At 60.3% G+C, this 23647-nt stretch carries 29 protein-coding genes; 9 read left to right on the top strand and 20 right to left on the bottom strand.

All coding sequences use genetic code 11. The features are described 5' to 3' along the window. Positions 1–6 precede the first annotated feature (6 nt). Positions 7–825: a M48 family metallopeptidase gene (locus HRH33_RS05445; RefSeq protein WP_034095942.1), complete on the bottom strand. Its 819-nt coding sequence runs from the start codon at positions 823–825 to the stop codon at positions 7–9. Between the two features lie 243 nt (positions 826–1068). Between HRH33_RS05445 and HRH33_RS26845 the strand changes: the two genes are divergently transcribed. Next, positions 1069–3207 carry a methyl-accepting chemotaxis protein gene (locus HRH33_RS26845; RefSeq protein ID WP_167417290.1) on the top strand — a complete coding sequence of 713 codons (2139 nt, stop codon included), beginning with the start codon at positions 1069–1071 and terminating at the stop codon, positions 3205–3207. Positions 3208–3222: 15 nt separating this feature from the next. Here the strand turns inward: HRH33_RS26845 and HRH33_RS05435 are convergent, their stop codons facing one another. The 3 genes from HRH33_RS05435 to HRH33_RS05425 are packed head-to-tail and all read right to left on the bottom strand — an operon-like array spanning position 3223 to position 4334. Continuing rightward, positions 3223–3843: an SOS response-associated peptidase gene (locus HRH33_RS05435; RefSeq protein WP_034095940.1), complete on the bottom strand. Its 621-nt coding sequence runs from the start codon at positions 3841–3843 to the stop codon at positions 3223–3225. Positions 3844–3879: 36 nt separating this feature from the next. Further along, positions 3880–4140, bottom strand: coding sequence for a putative signal transducing protein (locus HRH33_RS05430; protein WP_167417291.1), 261 nt, complete (start codon positions 4138–4140; stop codon positions 3880–3882). Positions 4141–4151: 11 nt separating this feature from the next. Then, the gene (locus HRH33_RS05425) at positions 4152–4334 is read right to left on the bottom strand and encodes a CPXCG motif-containing cysteine-rich protein (RefSeq protein ID WP_034137002.1); all 183 of its coding nucleotides are present in this window, start codon (positions 4332–4334) and stop codon (positions 4152–4154) included. A gap of 133 nt (positions 4335–4467) precedes the next feature. On the opposite strand from HRH33_RS05425, the gene HRH33_RS05420 reads away from it, so the two are divergent. Next, positions 4468–5631 carry a 1-acyl-sn-glycerol-3-phosphate acyltransferase gene (locus HRH33_RS05420; protein ID WP_173603373.1) on the top strand — a complete coding sequence of 388 codons (1164 nt, stop codon included), beginning with the start codon at positions 4468–4470 and terminating at the stop codon, positions 5629–5631. Between the two features lie 53 nt (positions 5632–5684). On the opposite strand, the gene HRH33_RS05415 is transcribed toward HRH33_RS05420, so the two are convergent. Continuing rightward, positions 5685–5942, bottom strand: a complete 258-nt coding sequence (locus tag HRH33_RS05415) for a hypothetical protein (RefSeq protein WP_034137000.1) — start codon at positions 5940–5942, stop codon at positions 5685–5687. 181 nt (positions 5943–6123) lie between these two features. On the opposite strand from HRH33_RS05415, the gene HRH33_RS05410 reads away from it, so the two are divergent. Beyond that, on the top strand, positions 6124–6333 hold the full coding sequence (locus HRH33_RS05410) for a hypothetical protein (protein WP_167417292.1): 210 nt from the start codon (positions 6124–6126) through the stop codon (positions 6331–6333). Positions 6334–6387: 54 nt separating this feature from the next. Here the strand turns inward: HRH33_RS05410 and HRH33_RS05405 are convergent, their stop codons facing one another. Further along, a complete protein-coding gene (locus HRH33_RS05405; RefSeq protein ID WP_034111785.1) occupies positions 6388–6972 on the bottom strand; it encodes a YajG family lipoprotein in 585 nt (194 codons plus the stop codon). 194 nt (positions 6973–7166) lie between these two features. On the opposite strand from HRH33_RS05405, the gene HRH33_RS05400 reads away from it, so the two are divergent. Then, complete coding sequence (locus HRH33_RS05400; protein ID WP_034095933.1) at positions 7167–7400, top strand: hypothetical protein; 234 nt, start codon at positions 7167–7169, stop codon at positions 7398–7400. 726 nt (positions 7401–8126) lie between these two features. Next, positions 8127–9635: a malate dehydrogenase (quinone) gene (mqo, locus tag HRH33_RS05395; RefSeq protein ID WP_034136998.1), complete on the top strand. Its 1509-nt coding sequence runs from the start codon at positions 8127–8129 to the stop codon at positions 9633–9635. Positions 9636–9702: 67 nt separating this feature from the next. On the opposite strand, the gene HRH33_RS05390 is transcribed toward mqo, so the two are convergent. The 4 genes from HRH33_RS05390 to HRH33_RS05375 all read right to left on the bottom strand — a co-directional run bounded on the left by HRH33_RS05390 (position 9703) and on the right by HRH33_RS05375 (position 11616). After that, positions 9703–9990, bottom strand: coding sequence for a PA4642 family protein (locus tag HRH33_RS05390; RefSeq protein WP_017845962.1), 288 nt, complete (start codon positions 9988–9990; stop codon positions 9703–9705). Between the two features lie 76 nt (positions 9991–10066). Further along, complete coding sequence (locus HRH33_RS05385) at positions 10067–10552, bottom strand: hypothetical protein (protein ID WP_167417293.1); 486 nt, start codon at positions 10550–10552, stop codon at positions 10067–10069. A 35-nt stretch (positions 10553–10587) separates the two neighbouring features. Continuing rightward, entirely contained in the window at positions 10588–11055 is a 468-nt protein-coding gene (locus tag HRH33_RS05380) for a WbuC family cupin fold metalloprotein (protein WP_167417294.1), read from the bottom strand. Between the two features lie 3 nt (positions 11056–11058). Then, a complete protein-coding gene (locus tag HRH33_RS05375) occupies positions 11059–11616 on the bottom strand; it encodes a hypoxanthine-guanine phosphoribosyltransferase (RefSeq protein ID WP_012722254.1) in 558 nt (185 codons plus the stop codon). Between the two features lie 163 nt (positions 11617–11779). On the opposite strand from HRH33_RS05375, the gene upp reads away from it, so the two are divergent. Both upp and HRH33_RS05365 read left to right on the top strand, forming a co-directional pair. Then, the gene (gene upp / locus HRH33_RS05370; RefSeq protein WP_034095929.1) at positions 11780–12418 is read left to right on the top strand and encodes a uracil phosphoribosyltransferase; all 639 of its coding nucleotides are present in this window, start codon (positions 11780–11782) and stop codon (positions 12416–12418) included. Between the two features lie 2 nt (positions 12419–12420). Then, the gene (locus HRH33_RS05365) at positions 12421–13695 is read left to right on the top strand and encodes a uracil-xanthine permease family protein (protein WP_167417295.1); all 1275 of its coding nucleotides are present in this window, start codon (positions 12421–12423) and stop codon (positions 13693–13695) included. 63 nt (positions 13696–13758) lie between these two features. Here HRH33_RS05365 and hisC read toward each other — a convergent pair whose 3' ends face one another. From hisC to HRH33_RS05315, 10 genes are all read right to left on the bottom strand, one after another. Next, the gene (hisC, locus tag HRH33_RS05360; protein ID WP_034136995.1) at positions 13759–14811 is read right to left on the bottom strand and encodes a histidinol-phosphate transaminase; all 1053 of its coding nucleotides are present in this window, start codon (positions 14809–14811) and stop codon (positions 13759–13761) included. A 3-nt stretch (positions 14812–14814) separates the two neighbouring features. After that, entirely contained in the window at positions 14815–16131 is a 1317-nt protein-coding gene (gene hisD / locus HRH33_RS05355) for a histidinol dehydrogenase (RefSeq protein ID WP_167417296.1), read from the bottom strand. Positions 16132–16257: 126 nt separating this feature from the next. Next, a complete protein-coding gene (gene hisG, locus HRH33_RS05350) occupies positions 16258–16893 on the bottom strand; it encodes an ATP phosphoribosyltransferase (protein WP_010213102.1) in 636 nt (211 codons plus the stop codon). A 274-nt stretch (positions 16894–17167) separates the two neighbouring features. Then, positions 17168–18433: a UDP-N-acetylglucosamine 1-carboxyvinyltransferase gene (gene murA, locus HRH33_RS05345; protein WP_034095925.1), complete on the bottom strand. Its 1266-nt coding sequence runs from the start codon at positions 18431–18433 to the stop codon at positions 17168–17170. A 23-nt stretch (positions 18434–18456) separates the two neighbouring features. Then, positions 18457–18696 (bottom strand): BolA family protein, encoded by a 240-nt coding sequence (locus HRH33_RS05340; RefSeq protein ID WP_034095924.1) that lies wholly within the window; start codon positions 18694–18696, stop codon positions 18457–18459. A gap of 114 nt (positions 18697–18810) precedes the next feature. Continuing rightward, positions 18811–19116, bottom strand: coding sequence for an STAS domain-containing protein (locus HRH33_RS05335; RefSeq protein ID WP_167417297.1), 306 nt, complete (start codon positions 19114–19116; stop codon positions 18811–18813). After that, the gene (locus HRH33_RS05330) at positions 19113–19760 is read right to left on the bottom strand and encodes an MlaC/ttg2D family ABC transporter substrate-binding protein (protein ID WP_034136993.1); all 648 of its coding nucleotides are present in this window, start codon (positions 19758–19760) and stop codon (positions 19113–19115) included. The genes HRH33_RS05335 and HRH33_RS05330 overlap by 4 nt, the downstream gene beginning before the upstream one ends. Before the next feature lie 11 nt (positions 19761–19771). Beyond that, entirely contained in the window at positions 19772–20239 is a 468-nt protein-coding gene (gene mlaD, locus HRH33_RS05325) for an outer membrane lipid asymmetry maintenance protein MlaD (RefSeq protein WP_034136992.1), read from the bottom strand. Beyond that, the gene (gene mlaE / locus HRH33_RS05320) at positions 20239–21036 is read right to left on the bottom strand and encodes a lipid asymmetry maintenance ABC transporter permease subunit MlaE (protein ID WP_167417298.1); all 798 of its coding nucleotides are present in this window, start codon (positions 21034–21036) and stop codon (positions 20239–20241) included. The genes mlaD and mlaE overlap by 1 nt, the downstream gene beginning before the upstream one ends. After that, entirely contained in the window at positions 21036–21845 is an 810-nt protein-coding gene (locus HRH33_RS05315) for an ATP-binding cassette domain-containing protein (protein WP_034095919.1), read from the bottom strand. The genes mlaE and HRH33_RS05315 overlap by 1 nt, the downstream gene beginning before the upstream one ends. A 300-nt stretch (positions 21846–22145) precedes the next feature. Between HRH33_RS05315 and HRH33_RS05310 the strand changes: the two genes are divergently transcribed. After that, on the top strand, positions 22146–23120 hold the full coding sequence (locus HRH33_RS05310; protein ID WP_094065306.1) for a KpsF/GutQ family sugar-phosphate isomerase: 975 nt from the start codon (positions 22146–22148) through the stop codon (positions 23118–23120). Further along, positions 23121–23645, top strand: coding sequence for a KdsC family phosphatase (locus HRH33_RS05305; RefSeq protein ID WP_034136989.1), 525 nt, complete (start codon positions 23121–23123; stop codon positions 23643–23645). Positions 23646–23647 lie beyond the last annotated feature (2 nt).

The raw sequence follows: 23647 nt of genomic DNA, 5'->3' as shown, positions 1-23647 counted from the left end.
ACAGGGTCAAGATTTTTTGGCCTGCTGATAGAGCGGCATGACCTTTGGAATGGCCGCCTGCAGCGAGGCGATGCGGCTGTCGGACGCCGGGTGCGTGCTCATGAACTCCGGCGGCGCGCCCTCGGACGCCTTGGCCATCTTGTTCCACAGCGTGATCGCGGCGTTCGGGTTGTAGCCGGCCCGGGCAGACAGTTCCAGGCCGATCAGGTCCGCTTCGTTTTCATTGCTGCGGCTGTTGGGCAAGGTCATGCCGTAGTTGGCTACAGTGTCGGCCAGCGCCAGGCTGTCCTGACCCAGGCCAAACAGCGCACCGGCGCCCTGCTTGGCCATTTCGATGCCGTAAGCCTTGGACATGGCTTCGCGGCCATGCTCACGCAGGGCATGGGCGATTTCATGGCCCATTACCGCAGCCAATTCGTCATCGGTGAGCTTGAGGTTGTCGATCAGCGCGCTGTACACGAAGATCTTGCCGCCAGGCCCGCAGTTGGCGTTCATCTCATCGCTTTTGATCAGGTTTACTTCCCAGTTCCACTGCGCCGCATCCGCGCGGAAGGTCGGTGCCTGGGCGATCAGACGCTTGGCAATGGCCTGCACGCGCTTGGCGTTGGCACTGGTTTTATCCACCAAGCCTTTGCCGCTGGCCTCACCCAGGGTCTGCTGGTAGGACTGGGCATACATTTGGTCGACTTCCTGGCTCGACAGCATGCTGAACATGTACTGCTTGCGCTCTACCCCAACGGCGCCGCCGCTGGTGGTGTTGACCGATTGACACCCGGCCAGCAGGACCGCTGCCGCCAATACACTTACCGCCAGTGATTTCTTCATCAATACACTCTCCCTGAAAAGACGCCCTGAAAACATGGCGCGTATCGTAGGCGTTCAACTGTATCGACGCCAGATACACCAGACGTGTAACCGCTGAATTTCGGATACATCTCACACCTCCCGCTGCGGCGGCGGCTGTCCCGTTTGCGACAAACGGCCGGCTTTTGCCCGCCCACCGCTCATGACCTGCACGCCCCCGGCCGATAGAACGGGCAGCCCATCTCTTCTGCGCGTGGAGTGCTCATGAAATTCAAGTCGATTCAGTTTTCGGTCGCCGCATTGGCCGGGGCCATTGTGCTGACCGTGGTCGCGGTGCTGGTGCTCTACGCGTTGTTCGCCGGCGCGCGCACCCAAGAGATGGTCCAGCAACGCACTCAGGCGCAGTTCGAGCAGATCATCGAGCAGCGCCTGACGTCCCTGGCGCAAACCCAGGCCACCCAGATCCAGCGTGAGCTGGAGGCGCCACTGGTGACCGCCAAAGGTTTGGCCACCGCCAACGCCCTGATTGCGATGAAAGACGCCAAGGGCGAGCCCGCGCTGCAGATCGGCCGTGAGCAATTGATCAATCTGCTGCGTGAAAGTGTGGTGCGCAACCCAAAAATCCTCGGCGCCTACATCGGCTGGGAACCTAACGCAATCGATCATAACGACGCCGCCTACGTGAACAGCCCCATCGTCGGCATGGGCGCCGACGGCCGCTTTATCCCGTGGTGGTATCGCAACGCGGACGGCAGCCTGGGCCTGGATAAGCTCGCCGACGTGGCCGACCAGAAAATGCTCTCCACCGGCGTGCGCGCCAGCGAGTACTACCTGTGCTCCAAGGAAAACCAGAAGCCCTGCGCCATCGACCCCGCCCCGTATAAAGTCGGCGACGTCATGGTGATGCTGGCCTCGTTCATCGAGCCGATCATGGTCGATGGCAAGTTCCAGGGCATTGTGGGGGCCGATCTGTCGGTGAACTTCATTCAGGACATGCTCACCAGTGCCGACCAGAAGCTCTATAACGGCGCCGGCGAACTGGCGCTGATCTCCAGCAACGGCCGCCTGGTGGCCTACACCAAAGACGCCAGCAAACTCGGCGAAAAGGCCAGCGACCTGCTCGACGCCAGCGAACTGGCCAACCTCAAGCAGCTCAAACCCGGCGAAGTGCGCTACAACATCGACCGCGAGCACGGCCATATCGAGTTGTTCCTGCCCTTCGGCATCGGCCAGACCGACGCACGCTGGACCTTGATGATGCAATTGCCATTGGCGGCGGTGATGGCCGACTCGCAGAAACTGCAAAGCGACCTGCAAGCCCAGCGCAAAACCGATACCGTCGGCATGGCGATCGCCGGCCTGGTGGTGGCCGGGCTCGGCCTGCTGGTGATCTGGCTGGTTGGCCATGGGATCGCCCGCCCGCTCAAACAGATGGTGGCCATGCTCAATGACATCGCCCAAGGCGAAGGAGACCTGACACGCCGCCTGACCAGCGACCGAGCCGACGAGTTGGGCGCAATCGCCAGCGGGTTCAACACCTTCCTGATCAAATTGCAGGGCATGATTACCCAGGTGGTGAGCTCGGTGCAGAAGGTCAGCGATTCGTCGGAGCACACCGCCGATATTGCGATCCGCACCAACCAGGGCGTGCATAAGCAGATGGTGGAAATCGACCAGGTCGCCACTGCCGTGCATGAGATGACCGCCACTGCCCAGGACGTGGCGCGCAATGCCACCCAGGCCGCGCAAGCCGCCAGCCACGCCGATCAGGCCGCGAGTCAGGGCATGCGCATTGTGCGCGACACCTCGGCCTCCATCGGTGTGCTGGCCGAGGAAATCGGCAAAGCGGTGGCGGTGGTGCAAACGCTGGCCAAGGACAGTGAAAACATCAACGCGATCCTGACTGCCATTCGCGGGATTGCCGAACAGACCAACCTGCTGGCGCTGAACGCTGCCATCGAAGCCGCGCGCGCCGGCGAACAAGGTCGCGGGTTTGCCGTGGTCGCCGACGAAGTGCGCAACCTGGCGCAAAAAACCCAGCAGGCCACCGAAGAAATCCAGGCCATGATCCAGCAGTTGCAACAAGGCACACGGGACGTGGTACGGGTGATGGAAGAAAGTCAGAACCGCACCGACGAAAGCGTACAACACGCGGCCAAGGCGGCTGAAGCGCTGGAGACTATTACTCAGGCAGTGTCGGTGATCAACGACATGAACACTCAGATTGCCAGTGCGGCCGAGGAGCAGAGCGCAGTGGCCGAGGACATCAATCGCAACGTGATTAATATCGGCCAGGTGGCCAATGAAGTGGCGGGCGGCGCGGACGAATCCAGCGCGGCCAGTGCGGACTTGACCAAGCTGGCGGAGCAGCAGCGGCGGCTGATCAATCAGTTCAAGGTGTAGGGCGCGCCGACAGGCTCACGCCGGGGTCAGGCACTCCGGCCCATTGAGCTTGGGATCGTTGACCAGGTTGGCCAGGACCCGCTCGCGCAACGCGCTCGGTTCACTGGCCAGCAATGCCTGCAACGCCGGCAGCGGTGTGTCGGGGTTGAGCCAGGCCGCTTGCCCTGCCGCATCCAGGATCAACGGCCGACGCTGACTTTGCGCGGCCTGCGTCACCACCGCCGTGCTCAGCCACACCTGTTCCTGCACGGGGTAGGCTTCCCAGATTGCGGCAAAAAACAACGAGGAGCCCTCCCCCGGCGTCAGCCAGTACGGGCGTTTGCGCTGGGTTCCGCGCCATTCGTAGAAACCGTTGGCTGGCAAAAGGCAGCGGCGCTGGCGAAACGCTTCGCGAAACATCGGTTGCTCGGCCAGGGTTTCGGCGCGGGCATGGGCCGGGGTGCGGGACAGGTCGGTGAGCCAGGGCGGCGTCAGCCCCCAGCGAGCGCGGGCCAGGGTGAGCTGCTCGCCTTCCAGGCGCTGGATCAGCACCGAATCGTTCGGCGAAATGTTCCACTGCGCCTGCTGATCGGCCGGAAAGCCCGGCAAGGCCGCGAAGGTGGGGTTCCAGCGAAACAGGGCATAACGTCCACACATGGGGCAACACGACTCTTGGATAAACCGGCCGACAGCCTAACAGACCAGCACGTCGGGGAAGCTGTCGGGTTCATCGCCGGGCAGCGGTTGCGCGCCGACATAGGCAGTGATCAGCTCGCGGGCGTCGAGTGCGCGGTCGTTGTCCACTTCCAGGCCAAGCAGGCCGAAGATCGGCAATTCGCCGGTGCCGCCGAGCAAATGGCGGCCCATCAGGTGCGCCTCGATACCCTCGCTGGCGAGCATCTGCTGCAGCAGCTCGCCTTCCATCAGGTTTTCCGGTTCGTAGACTCGCTGCATAGGCGTACCTGTTATTCGTTCTCGCTGCGGGTGTCGAGCATCCACTCGTCGCCATGCACCTGCAGATTGAAAATGATCGGTCTGCAACACACCTGGCAGTCTTCAATGTAAATCTGGTCACCGCCAGACAAATCCACCGATGTTTCAACCGACTCGCCACAATAAGGACAATCGTACAGCGCAGTTTCCAGCATCGCAGTCTCCCAGGTGACTTGTGCGTATAATCGCCGGTCTATTTACAGGGTTATACCCCGGCTGAGCCAATGACTCGGGCCGTACCCTGGTATTTCTTCTACTTACCCTAGCCGTTTCTAACAAGAGAGCATGATGGGCGAATTCGATACCATCCGACCTTACAACGACAGCGAAGTCCCGGCGGTGCTGGCGCGGCTGTTCAGTGACAAGGCCTTTCTGGACATCCTGACCCACTTCCGCTTCCCCCGCTTCGCCGGCACCCTTGGCTGGCTGCTCAAGCCCATGATCGCCCGCAAATTGCGCCGCGAATTCGCCGGCGTCACCACCGTGGCGACGCTGCAGGACAAAGTCGAGTATTACGTCGACCACACCATCGACCGGGCGACCGACGGCGTCACCTACACCGGGGTCGAGCAGCTCAAATCGGGCACCGCCTACCTGTTTCTGGCCAACCATCGCGATATTGTGATGGACCCGGCCTTCGTCAACTACGCCGTGTACCACGCCGGCCTGCCGACGCCGCGCATCGCCATCGGCGACAACCTGCTGCAAAAGCCGTTCGTCAGCGACCTGATGCGCCTGAACAAGAGCTTCATCGTGCACCGCTCGATCACCGGGCGGAAGGAAAAGATGGCGGCGTTCAACCTGCTGTCGGCCTACATCAACCATTCGATCCTCAATGACGGCCAATCGATCTGGATCGCCCAGGCCGAAGGCCGCGCCAAGGACGGCGACGATCGCACCGAATCGGCGATCCTCAAGATGTTCCACGTCAGCCGCAAGGACGAACCGTTCGCCGAAGTGATCCAGTCGCTAAACCTGACGCCGGTGTCCATCAGCTACGAATACGACCCCTGCGATGCGGCCAAAGCGCGCGAACTGTATATCCGCGCCACCACCGGCACCTACACCAAGGCACCGGGCGAGGACGACGTGAGCATTGCCCTGGGCATCACCGGCTACAAGGGCCGGGTGCATATCAACTTCGCCCCGCCGATTACCGAGCGCTTCGAAGACACCAAGGTGCTGGCGGTGGAAATGGACCGGCAGATTCTCGGCGGCTACCGTTTGTTTCCGGTGCACTACCTGGCTTATGCCCAATGGAGTGACGCCGACCCGCAATTGCAGGTGCCCAAGGCCGAGGAGCTGTTCCCCGCCGATGAGTTGGCCAAGGCGAAGGCCGAGTGGGAGCGGCGCTTAAGCGAATGCCCGGCGGAACACCGGCCATTCCTGGTGGTGCAATATGCAACGCCGGTGCGCAATCAGTATCGGGTCAAGGCTGGAATCCCGCTGTAAACATCGGGCAAAAAATGGGCGGCCTGCACCTCCCACGGTTGTTTTGCGGTGTTTTAAAGGTGAGTGCTGACCCACGAGGTCAGCAGTGCCAGCCCCAGACAGGCGAACCCGATGCGATAAGCCACACGATGCGCCCGTACAAGGCGTACATCCAGAAACAGCATCGGCTGATCGATTGCGCGTTCTTCGCTTTGGGCGGCGAGCTTGGTCAAGGCGCGCTGCTCGCGCAGGCGGGTGACATACAGCAGCGCGGCGCCTGGGCAGGCAATTGCCAGCGCGACAGTGTTAATCAATAGTGCGGGCAGTGCCATCGCAAACCTCGGTAAAACGGTGCCTGGGTAACAGTTTGGATACAACCGCACGCGCACCTCCCCTGCCGCGCGTGAACGGTCCCACCCCATGGACGGCTAATCTATCCAGTAATTTACGGCGTCACCTGAACGTCACCTTAACAGTCCACTCTGTGGCCCTTCAGACGTTCGGGAGCTTGTTATGCTGCATGCACAAAACCAGGATCGGCTGTATCTGATCGCTCAAAGCGATGAACAGGAGGCGCTGATCGACGGCTTGGCGTTCAACGTTCAAGACCGCCATTGGCTGGTGTACTGCGCCCTGGGCGGGCATCCCCATGCGGACTTGCCGGAAACCGATCTGCTGACCGGGATCAGCCTGCTGGACTTCTATATCGATACGGCGGCATGAAACCGGAGACGTAAAAAAACCGGGCCCTTGCGAGCCCGGTTTTTTGTGGTGCGCTTATTGCGAGCTGAGCAACTGGCCGATGCTCGGGTCCTTGAACAGACGGGTCAAGGCATCGCTCAGGACGTCGCTGACCAGCTTGGTGTTGGTCTCCTGGTTTGGCGACATGCCAAAGCGCTGGTTCAGGGATGCGGCGTAGCGGCCGCTGTAGCGGCGGGTGCCGGCGTTGACGTCGGACTTGAAGGTCGCGCCGATTGACGCCTCGGTCACATACAGACCTTCCTTGGGCGACTGGTATTTCAGCTCAGCCAGGGTGACCGTCAACTGCGGCACGCCCGGCGAGTTGGAGGGAGTAAAGCCCAGCAGACGCACGGCCGCCTCGGCTTGGGCCTGCAGCTTGGGCAGCACATCCTGGGCGTTGACCGAAATCAGCGCGGTCTCCGGATACAGGCCCCCACGGGAACCCAACGTCGGCGAAGGACGGCCATCCACAACCCGCACCGACACCGGCTGACCATGACCCACCGGGGCCAACTGCGTGGTGAGTTTCGGTTGCGGGCTGAGTTGTTGCGGGCTGTTGGCGCAGCCAACCAGGGACAACGTGGTCACAGTGATCAAACCGAACAACAGGCGTTGCAACATGCGCTTCTCTCCAGAAATCAGGTACCGACAGGCCGGCAGTATAACGGGGCGTCATCCCAGGGAACCAGCATCAGTTACAACCTATGACTCACGGCACTGTGCGCGGTTCGCTGTCACCGATGTGTCACAGCCGATACATCGCCGCGTCATCCCGCATCGGCATGCTTGGCCTCATTCACAGGAGGTTGATCGCCATGCAATATCTCTGGTCGTTGTTTACTCGCAAGCCCGCGCTTCGTCAGTTTGCCTTGCTCGATTCCCAGGGCCGCTGCCAAGCCTTCAAAGAATGCAGCCAGCCGCCGGTGGGCCAAGGCTGGGTGGAAATCGAAGAAATCCGCCTGAGCTGGATGCATCGCCCGCTGCCGGCCCGGGCCCGTGTCAGCCCACGCGCGACACGGTCATCGCGCCACCCAGTGTTGGCCGCCTGACCAAACGCCTAATAAAAGTCATAAAACACGCCCATTTCCCTGACGTTCTTCGCTACAATCTCCCCCCGATTATAAGGACGTCTCCTGATCGGGCCTCGCAGCATCGTTAATGCCTCGGTATTAACCCCCAAGAATCGCCCACAGAGAGCCGCCCACACAGATCGAGTGAAGCCGGCGCGCTTGCTGTTCCTTTGCAAACCACCCGCCTTTACCGAATCTGCCAGAGCTGCCATTGCGCTCGGCCACTTGAGTTGTTTGCCCGTTTTGCTGCCTATCGGCAGAGGTTTACGGGCCAGGTGCCAGGCTGGGGCAGCCCTTTTTTGAGGTTCACGTCTTCAAAAGAGCGTGAAAAAACGGGTTTTCACAACTTCACAAGAGTGTGGCGAGCAAATGAATAGTTTGGCGTTTGTACAAGCACCATCAGCGTCTGGAACAGCCCAACCGCACAGGACCGAGCACCCATCAACCACTGGAGCTTGAGCCTGTCCGCTACGGATTGATTGCACGCATCGCACGCTTTGACCATAAGTCGAATTGCCACAGCCGCCCATGAATGCGTTCATAGGCAGATCAGGCCAGGCAGCAAGCGTGTGCTGAGTTGCAAAGAATTGCGAAACGGACATGGCGATCCTGGCCATGGGTAACCTGGGGCAATATGTGAACCGCCCCGTCACTCCTGGCAGCCATGCCGTCAATTTGGTGCTGCAGATTTTGGAGACGCGTTAAATGGCGCATAACGAAGCAGTCGATGTAGTACTGGTTGGGGCCGGCATCATGAGTGCCACCCTGGCCGTACTACTCAAAGAGCTCGACCCCGGCCTCAAGCTGGAAGTCGTTGAGCTGATGGACTCGGGTGCCGCGGAAAGTTCCAACCCATGGAACAACGCCGGTACCGGTCACGCCGGCCTGTGTGAGCTGAATTACACACCTCAGGCCGCCGATGGCTCCATCGACATCAAAAAAGCCGTGCACATCAACACCCAGTTTGAGGTGTCGAAGCAGTTCTGGGCGTACTTGACCAAAAAGGGCACCTTTGGCTCGTCCAGATCCTTCATCAGCCCTGTACCGCACCTGAGCTTCGTGCAAGGCGACAAAGGCGTGGAGTTCCTCAAGAAGCGCTTTGAGACCCTGAGCCAGCACCACGCGTTTTCGGACATGCACTACACCGAAGACCGCAGCGAAATGGCCGAATGGATGCCGCTGATGATGCCGGGCCGCCCGCTCGACGAAAAAATCGCCGCCACACGCGTCATGAACGGCACCGACGTCAACTTTGGCGCCCTGACCAATCAACTGCTCAACCACCTGACCAGCTCGGCCGACGCCCAGGTCAAGTATTGCAAGCGCGTCACCGGCCTCAAGCGCAACGGCGCCGGCTGGACCGTGAGCATCAAGGACGTCAACAGCGGCAACAGCCGTGAAGTGGATGCCAAGTTCGTGTTCCTTGGTGCCGGCGGCGCGGCCCTGCCGCTGTTGCAAGCCTCGGGCATCGAAGAAAGCAAAGGTTTCGGCGGTTTCCCGGTCAGTGGCCAGTGGCTGCGCTGCGATAACCCTGAAGTGGTCAAGCATCACCAGGCCAAGGTCTACAGCCAGGCCGCCGTGGGTTCGCCGCCAATGTCGGTGCCGCACCTGGATACCCGCGTGGTGGATGGCAAGAAATCTCTGCTGTTCGGGCCTTATGCCGGTTTCACCACCAAGTTCCTCAAGCACGGTTCGTTCCTCGACCTGCCGCTGTCGGTTCGCGCCGGCAACATCGGCCCGATGCTTGCCGTGGCTCGCGACAACATGGACCTGACCAAGTATCTGGTCAGCGAAGTGATGCAGTCCATGGAACAGCGCCTGGAATCCCTGCGCCGCTTCTACCCGGAAGCGAAAGCCGAGGACTGGCGCCTGGAAGTGGCCGGTCAGCGGGTGCAGATCATCAAGAAAGACCCGAAGAAAGGCGGCGTGCTGCAATTCGGTACCGAGCTGGTCGCAGCCAAGGACGGGTCGCTGGCGGCCCTGCTGGGCGCCTCGCCAGGCGCTTCGGTGACCGTCTCGATCATGCTGGAACTGATCGAGCGCTGCTTCCCGGACAAGGCCAGTGGGGAGTGGGCGGCTAAGCTGCATGAAATCTTCCCGGCGCGGGAAAAAGTGCTGGAGACCGATGCCGAGCTGTATCGCAAGATCAACGCCCAGAACAACATCAGCCTGCAATTGGTTGAGCAGAACAACGAGGCCGAGAGCTTCGCCTAAGGCCTTGCTGCAATAAAAAACGCCCCGCTCTCACGAGGAGAACGGGGCGTTTTTTTGCCTGGAATAATCAGCCGCGGGCGTTGTCGATCAGCTCGATGTATTCGGCGGCGTTACGCTGGTCTTTGATCAGGTCGACGAAGGTCTGGCCGTGCTCATCCTTGCCATCCAGGTCCAAGCCGGCGGCCTTGAAAAAGCCCAGGAAGCGCTCGAAGTCGTCGATGCGCAGGCCACGGTAAGCCTTGATCAGTTTGTGCAGGGACGGTGAAGTCGCGTCGACTGGCTCGAAGTCCAGGAACAACTTGATCTGATCGTCGCCGATCTCGTCGCCAATCACCTGTTTCTTATCTTTACGCATTACCGACTCCAGCCTGCAGACATTTACACGGGGCTTGAAGTCTACCTGCGGGGCACGGGCTTGTGTAGGCGCCGGCCTATCTGGACTTGAGCGTGCCGGTATGCAAATCCGCCCAGATATGACCGTTGGCATAACTGAGGAACTGCACATACAAAGTGTCATTGCGCAGCAGATCGACGATTACACGGTATTGAGCCACCGGGTACGACAAGGTCAGCGTGCGGGTTTTCTCGTCGAATACCGGCTTTTTCAGGCTTTTGCTTTCGGCATCGAAGTTGAGCATCACTTGGGCGATGGTCGCGCCTTTGTTCAGGGGCTTGCCCTTGAGGCGGATCATCAGCGGTGACGTAACCGGGATCGGCTGTTGATTGGACTGACGCTGATTGCCCACCACCACCGCGTACTCGGTGACCTGCAGCAATTGCTGCTGATCAGGAGCTTCGGCACGCAGGGCAAGGTCATCCGGCGGCAGGAATTGGCCGTGCATCGGCGCGGGCGCTGCGGCCAAGGGCAAACTGAAGGACAACGCCAGCATGGCGCAACTGCGTATCAACCGGCTCATGAGCCACTCCACGGCAAGGGGCCCAGCACTGTAGCTCAATCGAACTGCGCTAGCATCCAGCGTTGATACGCCGCCACGCCGGCGTCGCCTTCGCGCGGTGCCCACTCGGCCAGTTCGCCCTCGCCAACCGGCCGATAAGGCCCTGCCTTGCATTCGAACATCACCGTATCGGGCTGCAGCACCACCAGGCCATGGAACACGCCCGGCGGCAGATCGACGCCGGCGCACTCGCCGCCAGCCTGCATCACGCGCTTGGCGATTACCTCGCCGCGGTCATTGAACACCAGCAGGCCCAGACGGCCCTTGAGCACGAGCAAGGTTTCGGCCTTGTCCGCACTGAGGTGGCGATGAGGGGGCACGTAGGTGCTCGGTTGCAGGCCCACTGCCATGCGATGACACGGCTCGTCCATCGCATGGAAATTGTGATGATGCCGCCCACGGGTGCTGGCGTTCGCTTTCTCGGCCAGCTCGGTAAACAGTGTCTGATCCAGAAAGCGCGCCACGTATCACATCCCTTTGACGGCGTAGATGCCATTGGCGTTGCGCCAGTAACCCTTGTAATCCATGCCGTAACCGAAGATGTAACGGTCGATGCACGGCAGACCGACGAAATCGGCTTTCAGCTCAGGGCGAGCCTTGCGGTCGTGGTCTTTGTCGATCAGCACGGCAGTGTGCACTTTGCGTGCGCCGGCGTGTTTGCAGAAGTCGATGATTGCGCCCAGGGTGTGACCTTCATCGAGGATGTCGTCGATGATCAGCACGTCACGGTCAATAAACGAGACTTCCGGCTTGGCCTTCCAGAACAGGTCGCCGCCGCTGGTTTCATTGCGATAGCGGGTGGCGTGCAGGTAAGACGCTTCCAGCGGGAATTGCAGGTGAGTCAATAATTTGCCGGCGAAGATCAGACCACCGTTCATCACACAGAACACCACCGGGTTGGTATCGGCCATTTCGCGAGTGATGTGGGCGCCGACCTTGGCGATCGCTTCTTCGACTTGCGCTTCGGTGTACAGGCAGTCAGCCTCGCGCATGATTTGACGGATATGCTCGAGATCAGCGGACATGGCGCTCTCCAAGGGGTGCTGTGGCAAGAAAAGCGGGCGAAGGTACGCTTCTCATGCGCTCCGGGCAAGCCTTTATGGACTAACGTGCTACATGTCTATAGGACAACACCCTCGGATAGATTAATCTAGGCCGGTTTTTTTGCCCGCCGCCGGAGCCTTTCCCATGCCCACTCGCGAGATCCGCCACCCGCTGATCCGACACAAACTCGGCCTTATGCGCCGCGCCGACATCAGCACGAAGAACTTCCGTGAGCTTGCTCAGGAAGTCGGAGCGCTGCTCACATACGAAGCCACCAAGGATTTACCCCTGGAGAATTATGAGATTCCCGGTTGGGCCGGTCCTGTCCAGGTCGAGAAAATCGCCGGTAAGAAAATCACCGTGGTGCCGATCCTGCGCGCCGGCATTGGCATGCTCGAAGGCGTACTCAGCCTGATCCCGGGCGCCAAGGTCAGCGCCGTGGGCGTGGCCCGTAATGAAGAGACACTGCAAGCCCACACTTACCTGGAAAAACTCGTTCCGGAAATCGACGAGCGCCTGGCAATGATCATCGACCCGATGCTCGCCACCGGCAGCTCCATGGTCGCCACCATCGACCTGCTGAAGAAGGCCGGGTGCAAGGACATCCGCGCCATGGTGCTGGTAGCCGCGCCGGAGGGCATCGCCGCCGTCGAGAGCGCCCACCCGGACGTGCAGATCTACACCGCCTCCATCGATGAACGCTTGAACGAACACGGCTACATCATCCCAGGCCTGGGCGATGCCGGTGACAAGATCTTCGGCACCAAGCAGAAGGACGCGTGAGCATGCAGGATGAATTCAACGACCCGCTTTGGCGCCAGATCCTGTCTGGCGCACAAATGCTCTTCGTGGCATTTGGCGCGCTGGTGTTGATGCCGCTGATCACAGGTCTTGATCCAAACGTTGCGCTGTTCACCGCAGGTCTAGGCACCTTGCTGTTCCAAGTGGTGACCGGGCGTCAGGTGCCGGTATTCCTGGCTTCGAGCTTCGCCTTCATCACCCCGATCATCCTCGCCAAGGGCCAGTTCGGCCTCGCGGCGACCATGGGCGGCGTGATGGCGGCCGGTTTCGTTTATACGTTCCTGGGCCTGGCGGTGAAGATCAAGGGCACCGGCTTTATCGACCGCTTGCTGCCGCCGGTGGTGATAGGCCCGGTGATCATTTCCATCGGCCTGGCCATGGCGCCAATTGCCGCCAACATGGCCATGGGCAAGTCCGGCGACGGTGCCGAGCTGATTCATTACCAGACGGCGATGATGATCTCGATGCCGGCGCTGCTGACCACGCTGATCGTGGCGGTATTCGGCAAAGGCATTTTCCGCCTGGTGCCGATTATCTCCGGCGTGCTGGTGGGCTTTGCCATGTCGTTCTACTTTGGAGTGGTCGACACGGCCAAGATCGCGGCCGCTCCGTGGTTCGCCCTGCCCCACTTCACCGCGCCGGAATTCAACTGGCAGGCGATCCTGTTTATCGTCCCGGTGGCCCTGGCCCCGGCGATCGAACACATCGGTGGTGTGATTGCGGTGGGCAGCGTGACCGGGCGCGACTACCTGAAAAAACCTGGCCTGCATCGCACCTTGCTGGGTGACGGCATCGCTACCACGGCCGCCGGCCTGTTTGGCGGCCCGCCGAACACCACTTACGCCGAAGTGACTGGCGCGGTGATGCTGACCAAGAACTACAACCCGAAAATCATGACCTGGGCGGCTATCTTTGCCATCAGCCTGGCGTTTATCGGCAAATTCGGCGCGCTGCTGCAAAGCATTCCAGTGCCGGTGATGGGCGGAATTCTATGCCTGTTGTTCGGTTCGATTGCTGCTGTGGGGATGAACACGTTGATTCGCCATAAGATCGACCTGGGCGAAGCGCGCAATCTGGTGATTGTGTCGGTGACCTTGGTGTTCGGCATTGGCGGCGTGCTGGTGGGAACCGGCACCGGCCCGGATGATTTCGGTCTCAAGGGCATCGCCCTGTGCGCCGTGGTAGCGATCGGGTTGAACCTGCTGCTGCCGGGCAATGATAGCTGGAAGAACAAGAAGCCAGATGAGCCATTGATCTGACTGCCAAAGCACCAGCTAATGTGGGAGGGGGTTGCCCCCTCCCACATTTGATTTCACTGAGTGTTAGAGGTCGCCCAAGCCATCGATCAACGCCTGATTCTGCTCCGGCGTACCAATGCTGATCCGCAGGAACTGGGCAATCCGCTCCTGCTTGAAGTGCCGCACGATCACGCCTTGCTCGCGCAACTTCGCCGCCAGACCAGCCGCGTCGTGCCGTGGGTGGCGGGCAAAGATAAAGTTGGCCGCCGACGGCAACACCTCAAAACCCTTATCTTCCAACTGCGCGACCAACTGGTTGCGGCTGTCGATCACCTGTCGGCAGGTCTTCTCGAAGTATTCACGGTCCTCGAATGCGGCCGCCGCGCCGACAATCGCCAGGCGATCCAGGGGGTAGGAGTTGAAGCTGTTCTTGACCCGCTCCAGCGCCTCGATCAAGTCCGGGTGGCCCACCGCCAGGCCCACGCGCAAACCGGCCAGTGAGCGCGATTTGGACAGGGTCTGGGTCACCAGCAGGTTCGGGTAGCGGTCCACCAGGCTGATGGCGGTTTCGCCGCCGAAGTCGATATAGGCTTCATCGACCACCACCACCGAATCCGGGCTGGCCTTGAGGATCTGTTCCACGGCGTCCAGCGCCAGGACGCAGCCGGTTGGCGCGTTAGGGTTGGGAAAAATGATCCCGCCGTTAGGCTTGGCGTAGTCTTCCACGCGGATCTGGAACTGCTCGTCCAATGGCACCGGCGCAGACTGGATGCCGTAGAGGCCGCAGTAGACCGGGTAGAAGCTGTAGCTGATATCCGGAAACAGCAGCGGCAGCTCGTGCTGGAACAGGCCGTGGAAAATGTGCGCCAGCACCTCGTCGGAACCGTTGCCGAGGAATACTTTGCTGGCGTCGATCCCGTAATACGTGGCCACCGCCTGCTTGAGCAGGTCGCTGTTGGGGTCCGGATACAGGCGCAAGTTGTCGTTCAACTCGGCTTGCATCGCAGCCAATGCCTTGGGCGATGGACCGTAGGGATTCTCGTTGGTGTTGAGTTTGACCAGTTTGGTCATTTTCGGCTGCTCGCCGGGCACGTAAGGCACGAGGTTCTTGACGAAAGGGCTCCAGAATTTGCTCATGTCTTACTCTCCCTTGGCGATGCGATATTCGGCGCTGCGCGCGTGGGCGCTCAGCGATTCACCACGGGCCAGCACCGAAGCGGTCTTGCCCAGTTCGGACGCGCCCTGTGGCGAGCAGAAGATGATCGAAGATCGCTTCTGGAAGTCATACACCCCCAGCGGCGACGAGAAGCGCGCGGTGCCGGAGGTGGGCAGTACGTGGTTGGGGCCGGCGCAGTAGTCGCCCAGGGCTTCGCTGGTGTGGCGCCCCATGAAGATCGCACCGGCGTGGCGAATCGACGGCAGCCAGGCCTGTGGGTCAGCCACGGACAGCTCCAAGTGCTCGGGCGCGATGCGGTTGGCCACTTCGATGGCTTGCTCCATATCACGCACCAGGATCAACGCACCGCGGCCATTGATCGACTTCTCGATGATCTCGGCGCGCTCCATGGTCGGCAGCAGCTTATCGATGCTGGCCGCGACCTTATCGAGGAACTCGGCATCCGGGCTGACCAGGATCGCCTGAGCGTCTTCGTCATGCTCGGCTTGGGAGAACAAATCCATGGCGATCCAGTCCGGATCGGTCTGGCCGTCGCACACCACCAGGATCTCCGACGGGCCGGCGATCATGTCGATACCGACCTGGCCAAAGACGTGGCGCTTGGCGGTAGCCACGTAGATATTGCCGGGGCCGACCACCTTGTCGACCTTTGGCACGCTCTCGGTGCCATAGGCCAGGGCCGCCACGGCCTGGGCGCCACCGATGGTGAAGACGCGGTCGACACCGGCGATGCACGCGGCGGCCAGCACCAATTCGTTGATTTCACCGCGCGGGGTCGGCACCACCATGACCACTTCAGCCACGCCGGCAACTTTGGCCGGGATCGCATTCATCAGGACCGACGACGGGTACGACGCTTTGCCGCCCGGCACGTACAGGCCTGCACGGTCCAGCGGCGTGACCTTCTGGCCCAGCACCGTGCCATCGGCTTCGGTGTAGCTCCAGGAATCCTGCTTCTGTTTTTCGTGGTAACTGCGCACCCTTGCCGCCGCCACTTCCAAGGCTTCGCGCTGGGGGGCGGTGATGCGGGTCAGGGCCAGCTCCAGGCGTTCGCGAGGCAGGATCAGATCGGACATGGACTGGACGTCCAGACCGTCGAACTGTCGGGTGAAGTCCACCAGTGCCGCGTCGCCACGCTCGCGCACCGCCTTGATGATGTGGAGCACCCGCTGGTTGACCGAATCGTCGGACACGCTTTCCCAGCTCAGCAGATGATCCAGATGATGGGCGAAATCCGGATCGGCAGCGTTGAGTCGGGCAATTGCAGTGGACGTGGTCATAGCGAGGGCCTCATAGGATTGGCAAAAAACTCAGGCGCCCTAAACTACCGTTCGCTCCGCTTGGGCACCTGAGAATTCTGGCTATGAGGCGGATAGACGGGCGCAGCCTAAGGCCGCGCGGGTGGGTCAACCGCGGTGTCGAGACTCCACTGCCTTGCGCAGGGTATCGATCAACGCCTGGATACGGGCGTGCTGCATCTTCATCGATGCCTTGTTGACGATCAGGCGGGAGCTGATGTCAGCGATAAATTCCTGTGGTTCGAGACCGTTGGCACGCAGGGTATTGCCGGTATCGACTACGTCGATGATCTTGTCGGCCAGGCCGATCAGCGGCGCCAGCTCCATCGAGCCGTAGAGCTTGATGATATCGACCTGACGGCCTTGTTCGGCGTAGTAGCGCTTGGCGACGTTGACGAACTTGGTGGCCACGCGCAGCCGGCCCTTGGGTTCAACGTCACCGACGCGACCGGCGGTCATCAGCTTGCACAAGGCAATGCGCAGGTCCAGCGGCTCATACAGGCCCTGACCACCATATTCCATCAGCACGTCCTTGCCGGCGACGCCGAGGTCGGCCGCGCCATGCTCAACGTAGGTCGGCACGTCAGTAGCCCGCACGATCAACAGACGAACGTCGTCCTGGGTCGTGGGGATGATCAGCTTGCGGCTCTTGTCCGGATTCTCGGTCGGCACGATGCCCGCTTCAGCCAGAAGCGGCAAAGTGTCGTCAAGGATACGGCCCTTGGACAGTGCGATGGTCAACATGGGAAACGTCAATCCTTCATCAGGCTATTGCTGTCCGGTCGCAAACGGCGCCAGACACAGATCGAGGCCATGACAGCCTCGATTTGAAACAAACTCAGCATATCGCAAGCTAACACCGTCTGTAGCGAGCGGGTATGCCCGGCGCTGGGTTGCGTAGCGACCCCAAAGCGGGGACTGCTGCGCAGTCCAGCGCGGGGCAAGCCCGCTCACCACAGCAAGCCCACTCACCACAGCAAGCCCGCTCACTACAGTGGCGGTGTTTTCAGTTCCAGGACTAGCCCGGTACGCGGCGAATTTTTGCGCCGAGCATCTGCAGTTTTTCTTCGATGCACTCGTAACCGCGGTCTATGTGGTAGATGCGGTCGATCAAGGTGTCACCGTCCGCACACAACGCGGAGATCACCAGGCTGGCCGAGGCACGCAGGTCGGTGGCCATCACTGGCGCGCCCTTGAGCTTGTCGATCCCGGTCACGATGGCAGTGTTGCCTTCAACCTGGATCTTCGCGCCCATGCGGTGCAGCTCGTATACGTGCATGAAGCGGTTTTCGAAGATGGTCTCGATCACGGCACCGGTGCCTTCGGCAATCGCGTTCAAGGAAATGAACTGCGCCTGCATGTCGGTCGGGAACGCCGGGTACGGAGCGGTACGCACGTTGACGGCTTTTGGCCGCTTGCCGTGCATGTCCAGTTCGATCCAGTCTTCGCCGCAGGTGATTTCGGCACCGGCTTCACGGAGTTTTTCCAGGACCGCTTCCAAGATGGTCGGATCGGTATCCTTGACTTTGACGCGACCACCGGTGACGGCGGCGGCGACCAAGTAGGTGCCGGTCTCGATGCGGTCAGGCATAACCTTGTAGGTTGCGGTGTGCAGACGCTCCACGCCATCAATGGTGATGGTGTCGGTGCCAGCGCCGGAAACCTTCGCCCCCATGGCGTTCAGGAAGTTAGCCAGGTCGACTACTTCCGGCTCGCGGGCGGCGTTTTGCAGCACGCTGCGGCCGTTGGCCAGGGCAGCGGCCATCATGATGTTCTCAGTACCGGTCACGCTGACGGTATCGAAGAAGAAGTTCGCGCCACGCAGGCCGCCTTCAGGTGCCTTGGCCTTGATGTAGCCGCCTTCGACGTCGATGATCGCGCCCATCGCTTCCAGACCACGGATGTGCAGGTCCACCGGACGCGAGCCAATGGCGCAACCGCCAGGCAGTGCCACTTCGGCTTCGCCGAAACGGGCAACCATCGGGCCCAGCACCAGGATCGATGCACGCATGGTTTTCACCAATTCGTACGGAGCGATCAGGGTTTTGATGGTACGCGGGTCGATTTCGACAGCCAGTTTCTCGTCAATCACCGGCTCGATGCCCATGCGACCGAACAGCTCGATCATGGTGGTGATGTCGTGCAGATGCGGCAGGTTGGCCACGGTCACCGGGCCATCGCACAACAGGGTCGCAGCCAGAATCGGCAAGGCGGAGTTTTTCGCACCGGAGATGCGGATCTCGCCATCAAGGCGGGCACCGCCGGTAATAATCAATTTATCCATAAGAATCTCGACGCCTTGGGGGCTCAGGTGCGCTCGGCCCAGGCCGCGCGGCTGAAAAATTTCATAGTGACCGCATGGATGCTGCCATCGGTGATCCACGGGTTCAAATGGGCATAGATCTGCTGCTGACGCTTGACCGGGCTCAATGCCGCCAGTTCATCGCTAATCACGTTCAGCTGGAAATTGCAGCCTTCGCCTTCAACTACAACCTCAGTATTCGGCAGCTTTCCTTCAAGGAAGCTCTTAACTTCTAGGGCCTGCATGCTCAACCTCTATCGGCGCCCAGTGCGCGCGGGTCGCACATCATACAAAAAAGCCCCGCGCCTGCGAACCCCGCATAGCAGGACTCTGACGGGGGGCTTGCTTGAAAATGTGTATTAAGGATGCGCCAACAGCTCGGTCAGACCAGAAACTTCGGCAATTTCGCGCATGTCGTCGGGTAACGCCCGAATGCTGACCGACTTCTTGGCCGCCTCGGCATCGCGCATGAAGCACAGCAACAACGATAAGCCGACGCTGCTGGACTTGGTCACTGCCGAGCAATCCAGCACCAGCGTGGGCGCGGTACTGGTCTTGATCAGTGCCTGGCCCTGCTTGCGCAGGTCAGGCCCGGTGCGGTAATCCAGCACGCCGCTGAGAAACAGCTCGCCAGCATCGCCAAGACGAACAGCCGACTCGATCATTGCACAGTCTTCCCGGCTTCTTTGTCGGATGTTTCCTTGGCCTTGGCGACTTCCCCGGCCCAGCCATTGATGGTCTTGTCCAGGTCATTGCCATTGCGCTGCATCGCATCGGCGAACTGATCACGGAACAGCTTGCCGATATTGATGCCGTTGATGATCACGTTACGCAGCTTCCACTCGCCTTGGATCTTCTCCAGGGTGTATTGCACCGGGTAGATCGCGCCGTTGTTGCCTTTGACGCTCATATTGACGCTGGTGCGATTACCCGATTCGTCGCCGGCTGGCGCAACGGTAATGCCCTGGTTGTTGTACTCAAGCAATGCGTTGCCATAGAACTGAAACAGGCCGCGCTTGAAGTTTTCCTGGAAGCGCTGCATCTGCTCAGGCGTCGCCTTACGCGAATACTTGACCGTCATGATGCTGCGGGAGATGCCTTCAGCATCCACCACCGGACCAACAATAGAATTGAGTGCGTCGTAAAACTTACTCGGGTCTTGCTTGTACTGTTCTTTGTTAGCCGTCAGGTCAGCCAACATTTTGTTGGTCGTGTCCTGCACCAGATCGTGCGCAGAACCCGCCGCGTTAGCCATCAAAGGCAACGCTGCAAGCAGCACCAGAAGGCCACGTCGCAAGGTAGAGATCATGTACAGATTCCTCATTTGGCGTCTTTATTGACCGTATTGAGCAGGAATTTACCGATCAGGTCTTCGAGTACCAGCGACGACTGCGTGTCGTGGATGGTCGAACCATCCTTGAGCAGCTCTGTGTCACCGCCCACGCTGATACCGATGTATTTCTCGCCCAGCAGACCCGCGGTGAGGATGGACGCAGTGGAGTCGGTCGGCAGATTATCGACCTTCTTATCCAACTGCATCGTCACTCGCCCCGTGAAACTGTCACGATCCAGATCGATTGCCGTGACCTTGCCGATCGTCACGCCGGCCATGGTCACCTTGGCTCTGACAGTCAAACCGGCGATATTGTCGAAATATGCGTAAAGTTTATATGTGTCGGCGGTAGGGCTGGCCGACAGGCCGCTGACCCGCAGGGCCAGCAACAGTAAAGCCAGGATGCCAGCCAGTAAGAAAAGGCCGACACCGATTTCCACAGTGCGGTTTTGCATCAGAAATCTCCAAACATCAAGGCGGTCAAAATGAAGTCAAGGCCCAGTACCGCCAGCGAGGCGTACACAACGGTCTTGGTGGTGGCGCGACTGATCCCTTCTGAGGTGGGTTCACAGTCATAGCCTTGGAATACGGCGATCCAGGTCACTACAAAGGCAAATACGATGCTCTTAATGATGCCGTTGAGCACGTCACCGTTGAAGGTCACGCTGTTCTGCATGTTGGCCCAGTAGGAGCCGTCATAGACGCCCAGCCAGTCCACTGCGACCCATGAACCGCCCCAGATGCCTACCACGCTGAAGATCATCGCCAGCAATGGAAGAGAAATGAAGCCAGCCCACAGGCGCGGGGCAACAATGTATTTGAGCGGGTCCACGCCGATCATTTCCAGGCTGGACAACTGCTCGGTGGACTTCATATTGCCGATTTCGGCAGTCAGCGCGGAACCCGCGCGCCCGGCGAACAGCAATGCCGTAACCACCGGCCCCAGCTCGCGCAACAGTGTCAGGGCCACCATCTGCCCCACCGCCTGCTCCGAGCCGTAACTGGACAGGATATTGAAGCCTTGCAACGCCAATACCATGCCGATGAACACCCCGGAGACCACGATGATCACCAGGGACATCACACCCACTGCGTGCAACTGCTTGATCAACAGACCAAAACCGCCACCAATGCCGCCGCGGCCCAGTAACGCGTGAAATAGAAAAATCGTCGAGCGACCCAGCACTTCGACGATGTCGATGCCCGAGCGACCGAAAAGGCGAACCTTTTCGATAAGAGATGTCTTGCGCATCAGCGCTTCCCCAGAAGATCTGCGCGGTAGTCCGCCGCCGGAAAGTGAAAAGGCACGGGGCCGTCGGGATCGCCGGTCATGAATTGGCGAATGCGCGGGTTGTCGGCATTCATCAATTCCTCAGGCGTGCCCTGCCCCAACACCTGACCATCGCCGACGACGTACAGGTAGTCGGCGATGCTCGCGGTTTCCGCCAGGTCGTGGGAGACCACGATACTGGTGATCCCCAATGCATCGTTGAGCAGACGGATCAGGCGCACCAGCACCCCCATGGCGATCGGGTCCTGACCAACAAAGGGCTCGTCGTACATAAGGATCTGGGGATCAAGGGCAATGGCGCGCGCCAGTGCGACGCGACGCTTCATGCCCCCGGACAGCTCGTCAGGCATCAGGTCGATGGCGCCGCGCAGGCCCACGGCCTGGAGCTTCAACAAAACAATGTCACGGATCATTTCATCGGACAGTTGCGTATGCACCCGCAGCGGAAACGCCACGTTCTCGAAAACATCGAGGTCGGTGAACAGTGCCCCACTCTGGAACAACACGCCCATGTGCTTGCGCGCATCGAACAGATCGCTGCGCGACAGCGTCGGCAGGTTCTGGCCGTTGACCCACACCTCACCGGCGTTCGGGCGCAATTGCATGCCCATCAAACGCAACAGGGTGGTCTTGCCGCAACCGGAAGGCCCCATGATGCCGGTGACCTTGCCGCGGGGAATGCGAATATCGACGTTATTGAAGATGCTGCGCGTCCCGCGCTTGAAGGTCAGTCCCTTCAGCTCGACCGCGTAGGCGTTATCGGCACTCATCTAAACTCCTTGGGATGCAGCTTCTCACTCAGACACCATCTATGCGACAAACGTTTGCAACGGCTGCGCAATATAGATAGCCACAGGGACTGAGCGGACCGAACTGGCCGCGAACTATATCACTGCTGGTACAACGCCCCCAAGGCCGGAACAGCGCCAGTTCAGTTTCGGGGCCAGGAAAAAACGTTGCTGAGCATGAATCTCAGGCGACTACCGAACAAACCCTGACGAACTTGCGTGAGGGAATTGAACATTACCGCTATAATCGCCGACTTTTCGTCAGGCTATACGATTTCAGACATGAGCCAATCCAGCGACCTTATTCAATCCGCACAACGCACTATCCGCCTCGAGCTTGAAGCCGTAGAAGGTTTGCTGGCCCATATCGACGCGGATTTCGTACGCGCCTGCGAGATGATTCTGGCCAGCAAGGGTCGCGTTGTCGTGGTGGGCATGGGCAAATCCGGCCATGTCGGCAACAAGATCGCCGCCACCCTGGCCAGCACCGGCACCACGGCGTTTTTCGTGCATCCGGCCGAAGCCAGCCACGGTGACATGGGCATGATCACCAAGGATGACATCATCCTGGCCCTATCTAATTCAGGCACCACCAACGAAATCGTGACGCTGTTGCCGTTGATCAAACGCCTGGGCATCCAGATGATCAGCATCACCGGCAACCCCGAATCGACCCTGGCGAGGGCTGCCGAAGTCAATCTGAACGTGCATGTAGCCCACGAAGCCTGCCCACTGAACCTGGCCCCGACCTCCTCCACCACTGCCGCGCTGGTCATGGGTGATGCCCTGGCTGTGGCGCTGCTGGAAGCCCGCGGGTTTACCGCCGAGGACTTCGCGTTTTCCCACCCGGGTGGTGCGCTGGGCCGTCGCCTGCTGTTGAAGGTCGAGAACGTCATGCATTCGGGCGATGAACTGCCCCACGTCCAACGCGGCACTCTGCTCAAGGACGCATTGATGGAAATGACCCGCAAGGGCCTGGGCATGACGGTGATCCTCGAAGCCGATGGCCGCCTGGCCGGCGTATTCACCGACGGTGATTTGCGTCGGACCCTGGACCGCACCATCGATATCCATACCGCCACCATCGATGCGGTGATGACGCCCCATGGCAAGACCGCGCGCCCTGACATGCTGGCAGCCGAAGCGCTGAAGATCATGGAAGACCACAAAATAGGCGCGCTGGTGGTGGTCAATAGTGACGACCGCCCGATCGGCGCCTTGAACATGCACGACTTGTTGCGTGCGGGAGTGATGTAAATGAGCAACGACCTGTTGCAGCGCGGCAAGCACATCAAGTTGGCCGTCTTCGACGTTGACGGCGTGCTGACCGACGGCCGCTTGTATTTCCTGGAAGATGGCAGCGAATTTAAAACATTCAACACGCTGGACGGCCAAGGCATCAAGATGCTGATGGCGGCCGGGGTACAGACCGCCATTATCAGCGGTCGCAAGACTCCAGTGGTGGAACGTCGCGCGCAAAACCTGGGGATTGCTCACCTGTATCAGGGCCGCGAGGATAAACTGGTGGTTCTGGACGAACTGTTGGGCCAACTCAACCTAAGCTATGAACAGGTCGCCTACCTCGGTGACGACCTGCCCGACTTGCCGGTGATCCGCCGGGTCGGGCTGGGCATGGCGGTGGCCAACGCGGCGGCGTTCGTTCGCGAGCACGCTCATGGCATCACCACTGCCCGTGGCGGCGAAGGTGCCGCCCGCGAATTCTGCGAGCTGATACTGCGCGCCCAAGACCGTCTTGAAGCGGCCCACGCCGCCTACCTATAGAG

The sequence above is a fragment of the Pseudomonas rhodesiae genome, assembly GCF_013285305.1.
In the GTDB taxonomy this organism is placed as follows: domain Bacteria; phylum Pseudomonadota; class Gammaproteobacteria; order Pseudomonadales; family Pseudomonadaceae; genus Aquipseudomonas; species Aquipseudomonas rhodesiae.
The sequence above is the reverse complement of the archived record's forward strand: the minus strand, read 5'-3'. Positions and strand labels throughout refer to the sequence as shown.

Bases quoted from the DNA above. Each gene is read 5' to 3' on its own strand.
- HRH33_RS05305 (WP_034136989.1), top strand. From the start codon at position 23,121: ATGAGCAACGACCTGTTGCAGCGCGGCAAGCACATCAAGTTGGCCGTC.
- HRH33_RS05435 (WP_034095940.1), bottom strand. From the start codon at position 3,843: ATGTGTGGACGTTATGCCCTGTTTCGCTGGAACCCCACCTTCGCGGCC.
- HRH33_RS05315 (WP_034095919.1), bottom strand. From the start codon at position 21,845: ATGAGTGCCGATAACGCCTACGCGGTCGAGCTGAAGGGACTGACCTTC.
- murA (WP_034095925.1), bottom strand. From the start codon at position 18,433: ATGGATAAATTGATTATTACCGGCGGTGCCCGCCTTGATGGCGAGATC.
- HRH33_RS05420 (WP_173603373.1), top strand. From the start codon at position 4,468: ATGGGCGAATTCGATACCATCCGACCTTACAACGACAGCGAAGTCCCG.
- HRH33_RS05385 (WP_167417293.1), bottom strand. From the start codon at position 10,552: ATGAGCCGGTTGATACGCAGTTGCGCCATGCTGGCGTTGTCCTTCAGT.
- HRH33_RS26845 (WP_167417290.1), top strand. From the start codon at position 1,069: ATGAAATTCAAGTCGATTCAGTTTTCGGTCGCCGCATTGGCCGGGGCC.
- hisD (WP_167417296.1), bottom strand. From the start codon at position 16,131: ATGACCACGTCCACTGCAATTGCCCGACTCAACGCTGCCGATCCGGAT.
- HRH33_RS05430 (WP_167417291.1), bottom strand. From the start codon at position 4,140: ATGCAGCGAGTCTACGAACCGGAAAACCTGATGGAAGGCGAGCTGCTG.
- HRH33_RS05365 (WP_167417295.1), top strand. From the start codon at position 12,421: ATGCAGGATGAATTCAACGACCCGCTTTGGCGCCAGATCCTGTCTGGC.
- HRH33_RS05415 (WP_034137000.1), bottom strand. From the start codon at position 5,942: ATGGCACTGCCCGCACTATTGATTAACACTGTCGCGCTGGCAATTGCC.
- HRH33_RS05390 (WP_017845962.1), bottom strand. From the start codon at position 9,990: ATGCGTAAAGATAAGAAACAGGTGATTGGCGACGAGATCGGCGACGAT.
- mlaE (WP_167417298.1), bottom strand. From the start codon at position 21,036: ATGCGCAAGACATCTCTTATCGAAAAGGTTCGCCTTTTCGGTCGCTCG.
- HRH33_RS05425 (WP_034137002.1), bottom strand. From the start codon at position 4,334: ATGCTGGAAACTGCGCTGTACGATTGTCCTTATTGTGGCGAGTCGGTT.
- HRH33_RS05400 (WP_034095933.1), top strand. From the start codon at position 7,167: ATGCAATATCTCTGGTCGTTGTTTACTCGCAAGCCCGCGCTTCGTCAG.
- hisG (WP_010213102.1), bottom strand. From the start codon at position 16,893: ATGTTGACCATCGCACTGTCCAAGGGCCGTATCCTTGACGACACTTTG.
- HRH33_RS05410 (WP_167417292.1), top strand. From the start codon at position 6,124: ATGCTGCATGCACAAAACCAGGATCGGCTGTATCTGATCGCTCAAAGC.
- HRH33_RS05335 (WP_167417297.1), bottom strand. From the start codon at position 19,116: ATGATCGAGTCGGCTGTTCGTCTTGGCGATGCTGGCGAGCTGTTTCTC.
- HRH33_RS05445 (WP_034095942.1), bottom strand. From the start codon at position 825: ATGAAGAAATCACTGGCGGTAAGTGTATTGGCGGCAGCGGTCCTGCTG.
- HRH33_RS05330 (WP_034136993.1), bottom strand. From the start codon at position 19,760: ATGATCTCTACCTTGCGACGTGGCCTTCTGGTGCTGCTTGCAGCGTTG.
- HRH33_RS05310 (WP_094065306.1), top strand. From the start codon at position 22,146: ATGAGCCAATCCAGCGACCTTATTCAATCCGCACAACGCACTATCCGC.
- mlaD (WP_034136992.1), bottom strand. From the start codon at position 20,239: ATGCAAAACCGCACTGTGGAAATCGGTGTCGGCCTTTTCTTACTGGCT.
- mqo (WP_034136998.1), top strand. From the start codon at position 8,127: ATGGCGCATAACGAAGCAGTCGATGTAGTACTGGTTGGGGCCGGCATC.
- HRH33_RS05375 (WP_012722254.1), bottom strand. From the start codon at position 11,616: ATGTCCGCTGATCTCGAGCATATCCGTCAAATCATGCGCGAGGCTGAC.
- upp (WP_034095929.1), top strand. From the start codon at position 11,780: ATGCCCACTCGCGAGATCCGCCACCCGCTGATCCGACACAAACTCGGC.
- HRH33_RS05405 (WP_034111785.1), bottom strand. From the start codon at position 6,972: ATGTTGCAACGCCTGTTGTTCGGTTTGATCACTGTGACCACGTTGTCC.
- HRH33_RS05340 (WP_034095924.1), bottom strand. From the start codon at position 18,696: ATGCAGGCCCTAGAAGTTAAGAGCTTCCTTGAAGGAAAGCTGCCGAAT.
- hisC (WP_034136995.1), bottom strand. From the start codon at position 14,811: ATGAGCAAATTCTGGAGCCCTTTCGTCAAGAACCTCGTGCCTTACGTG.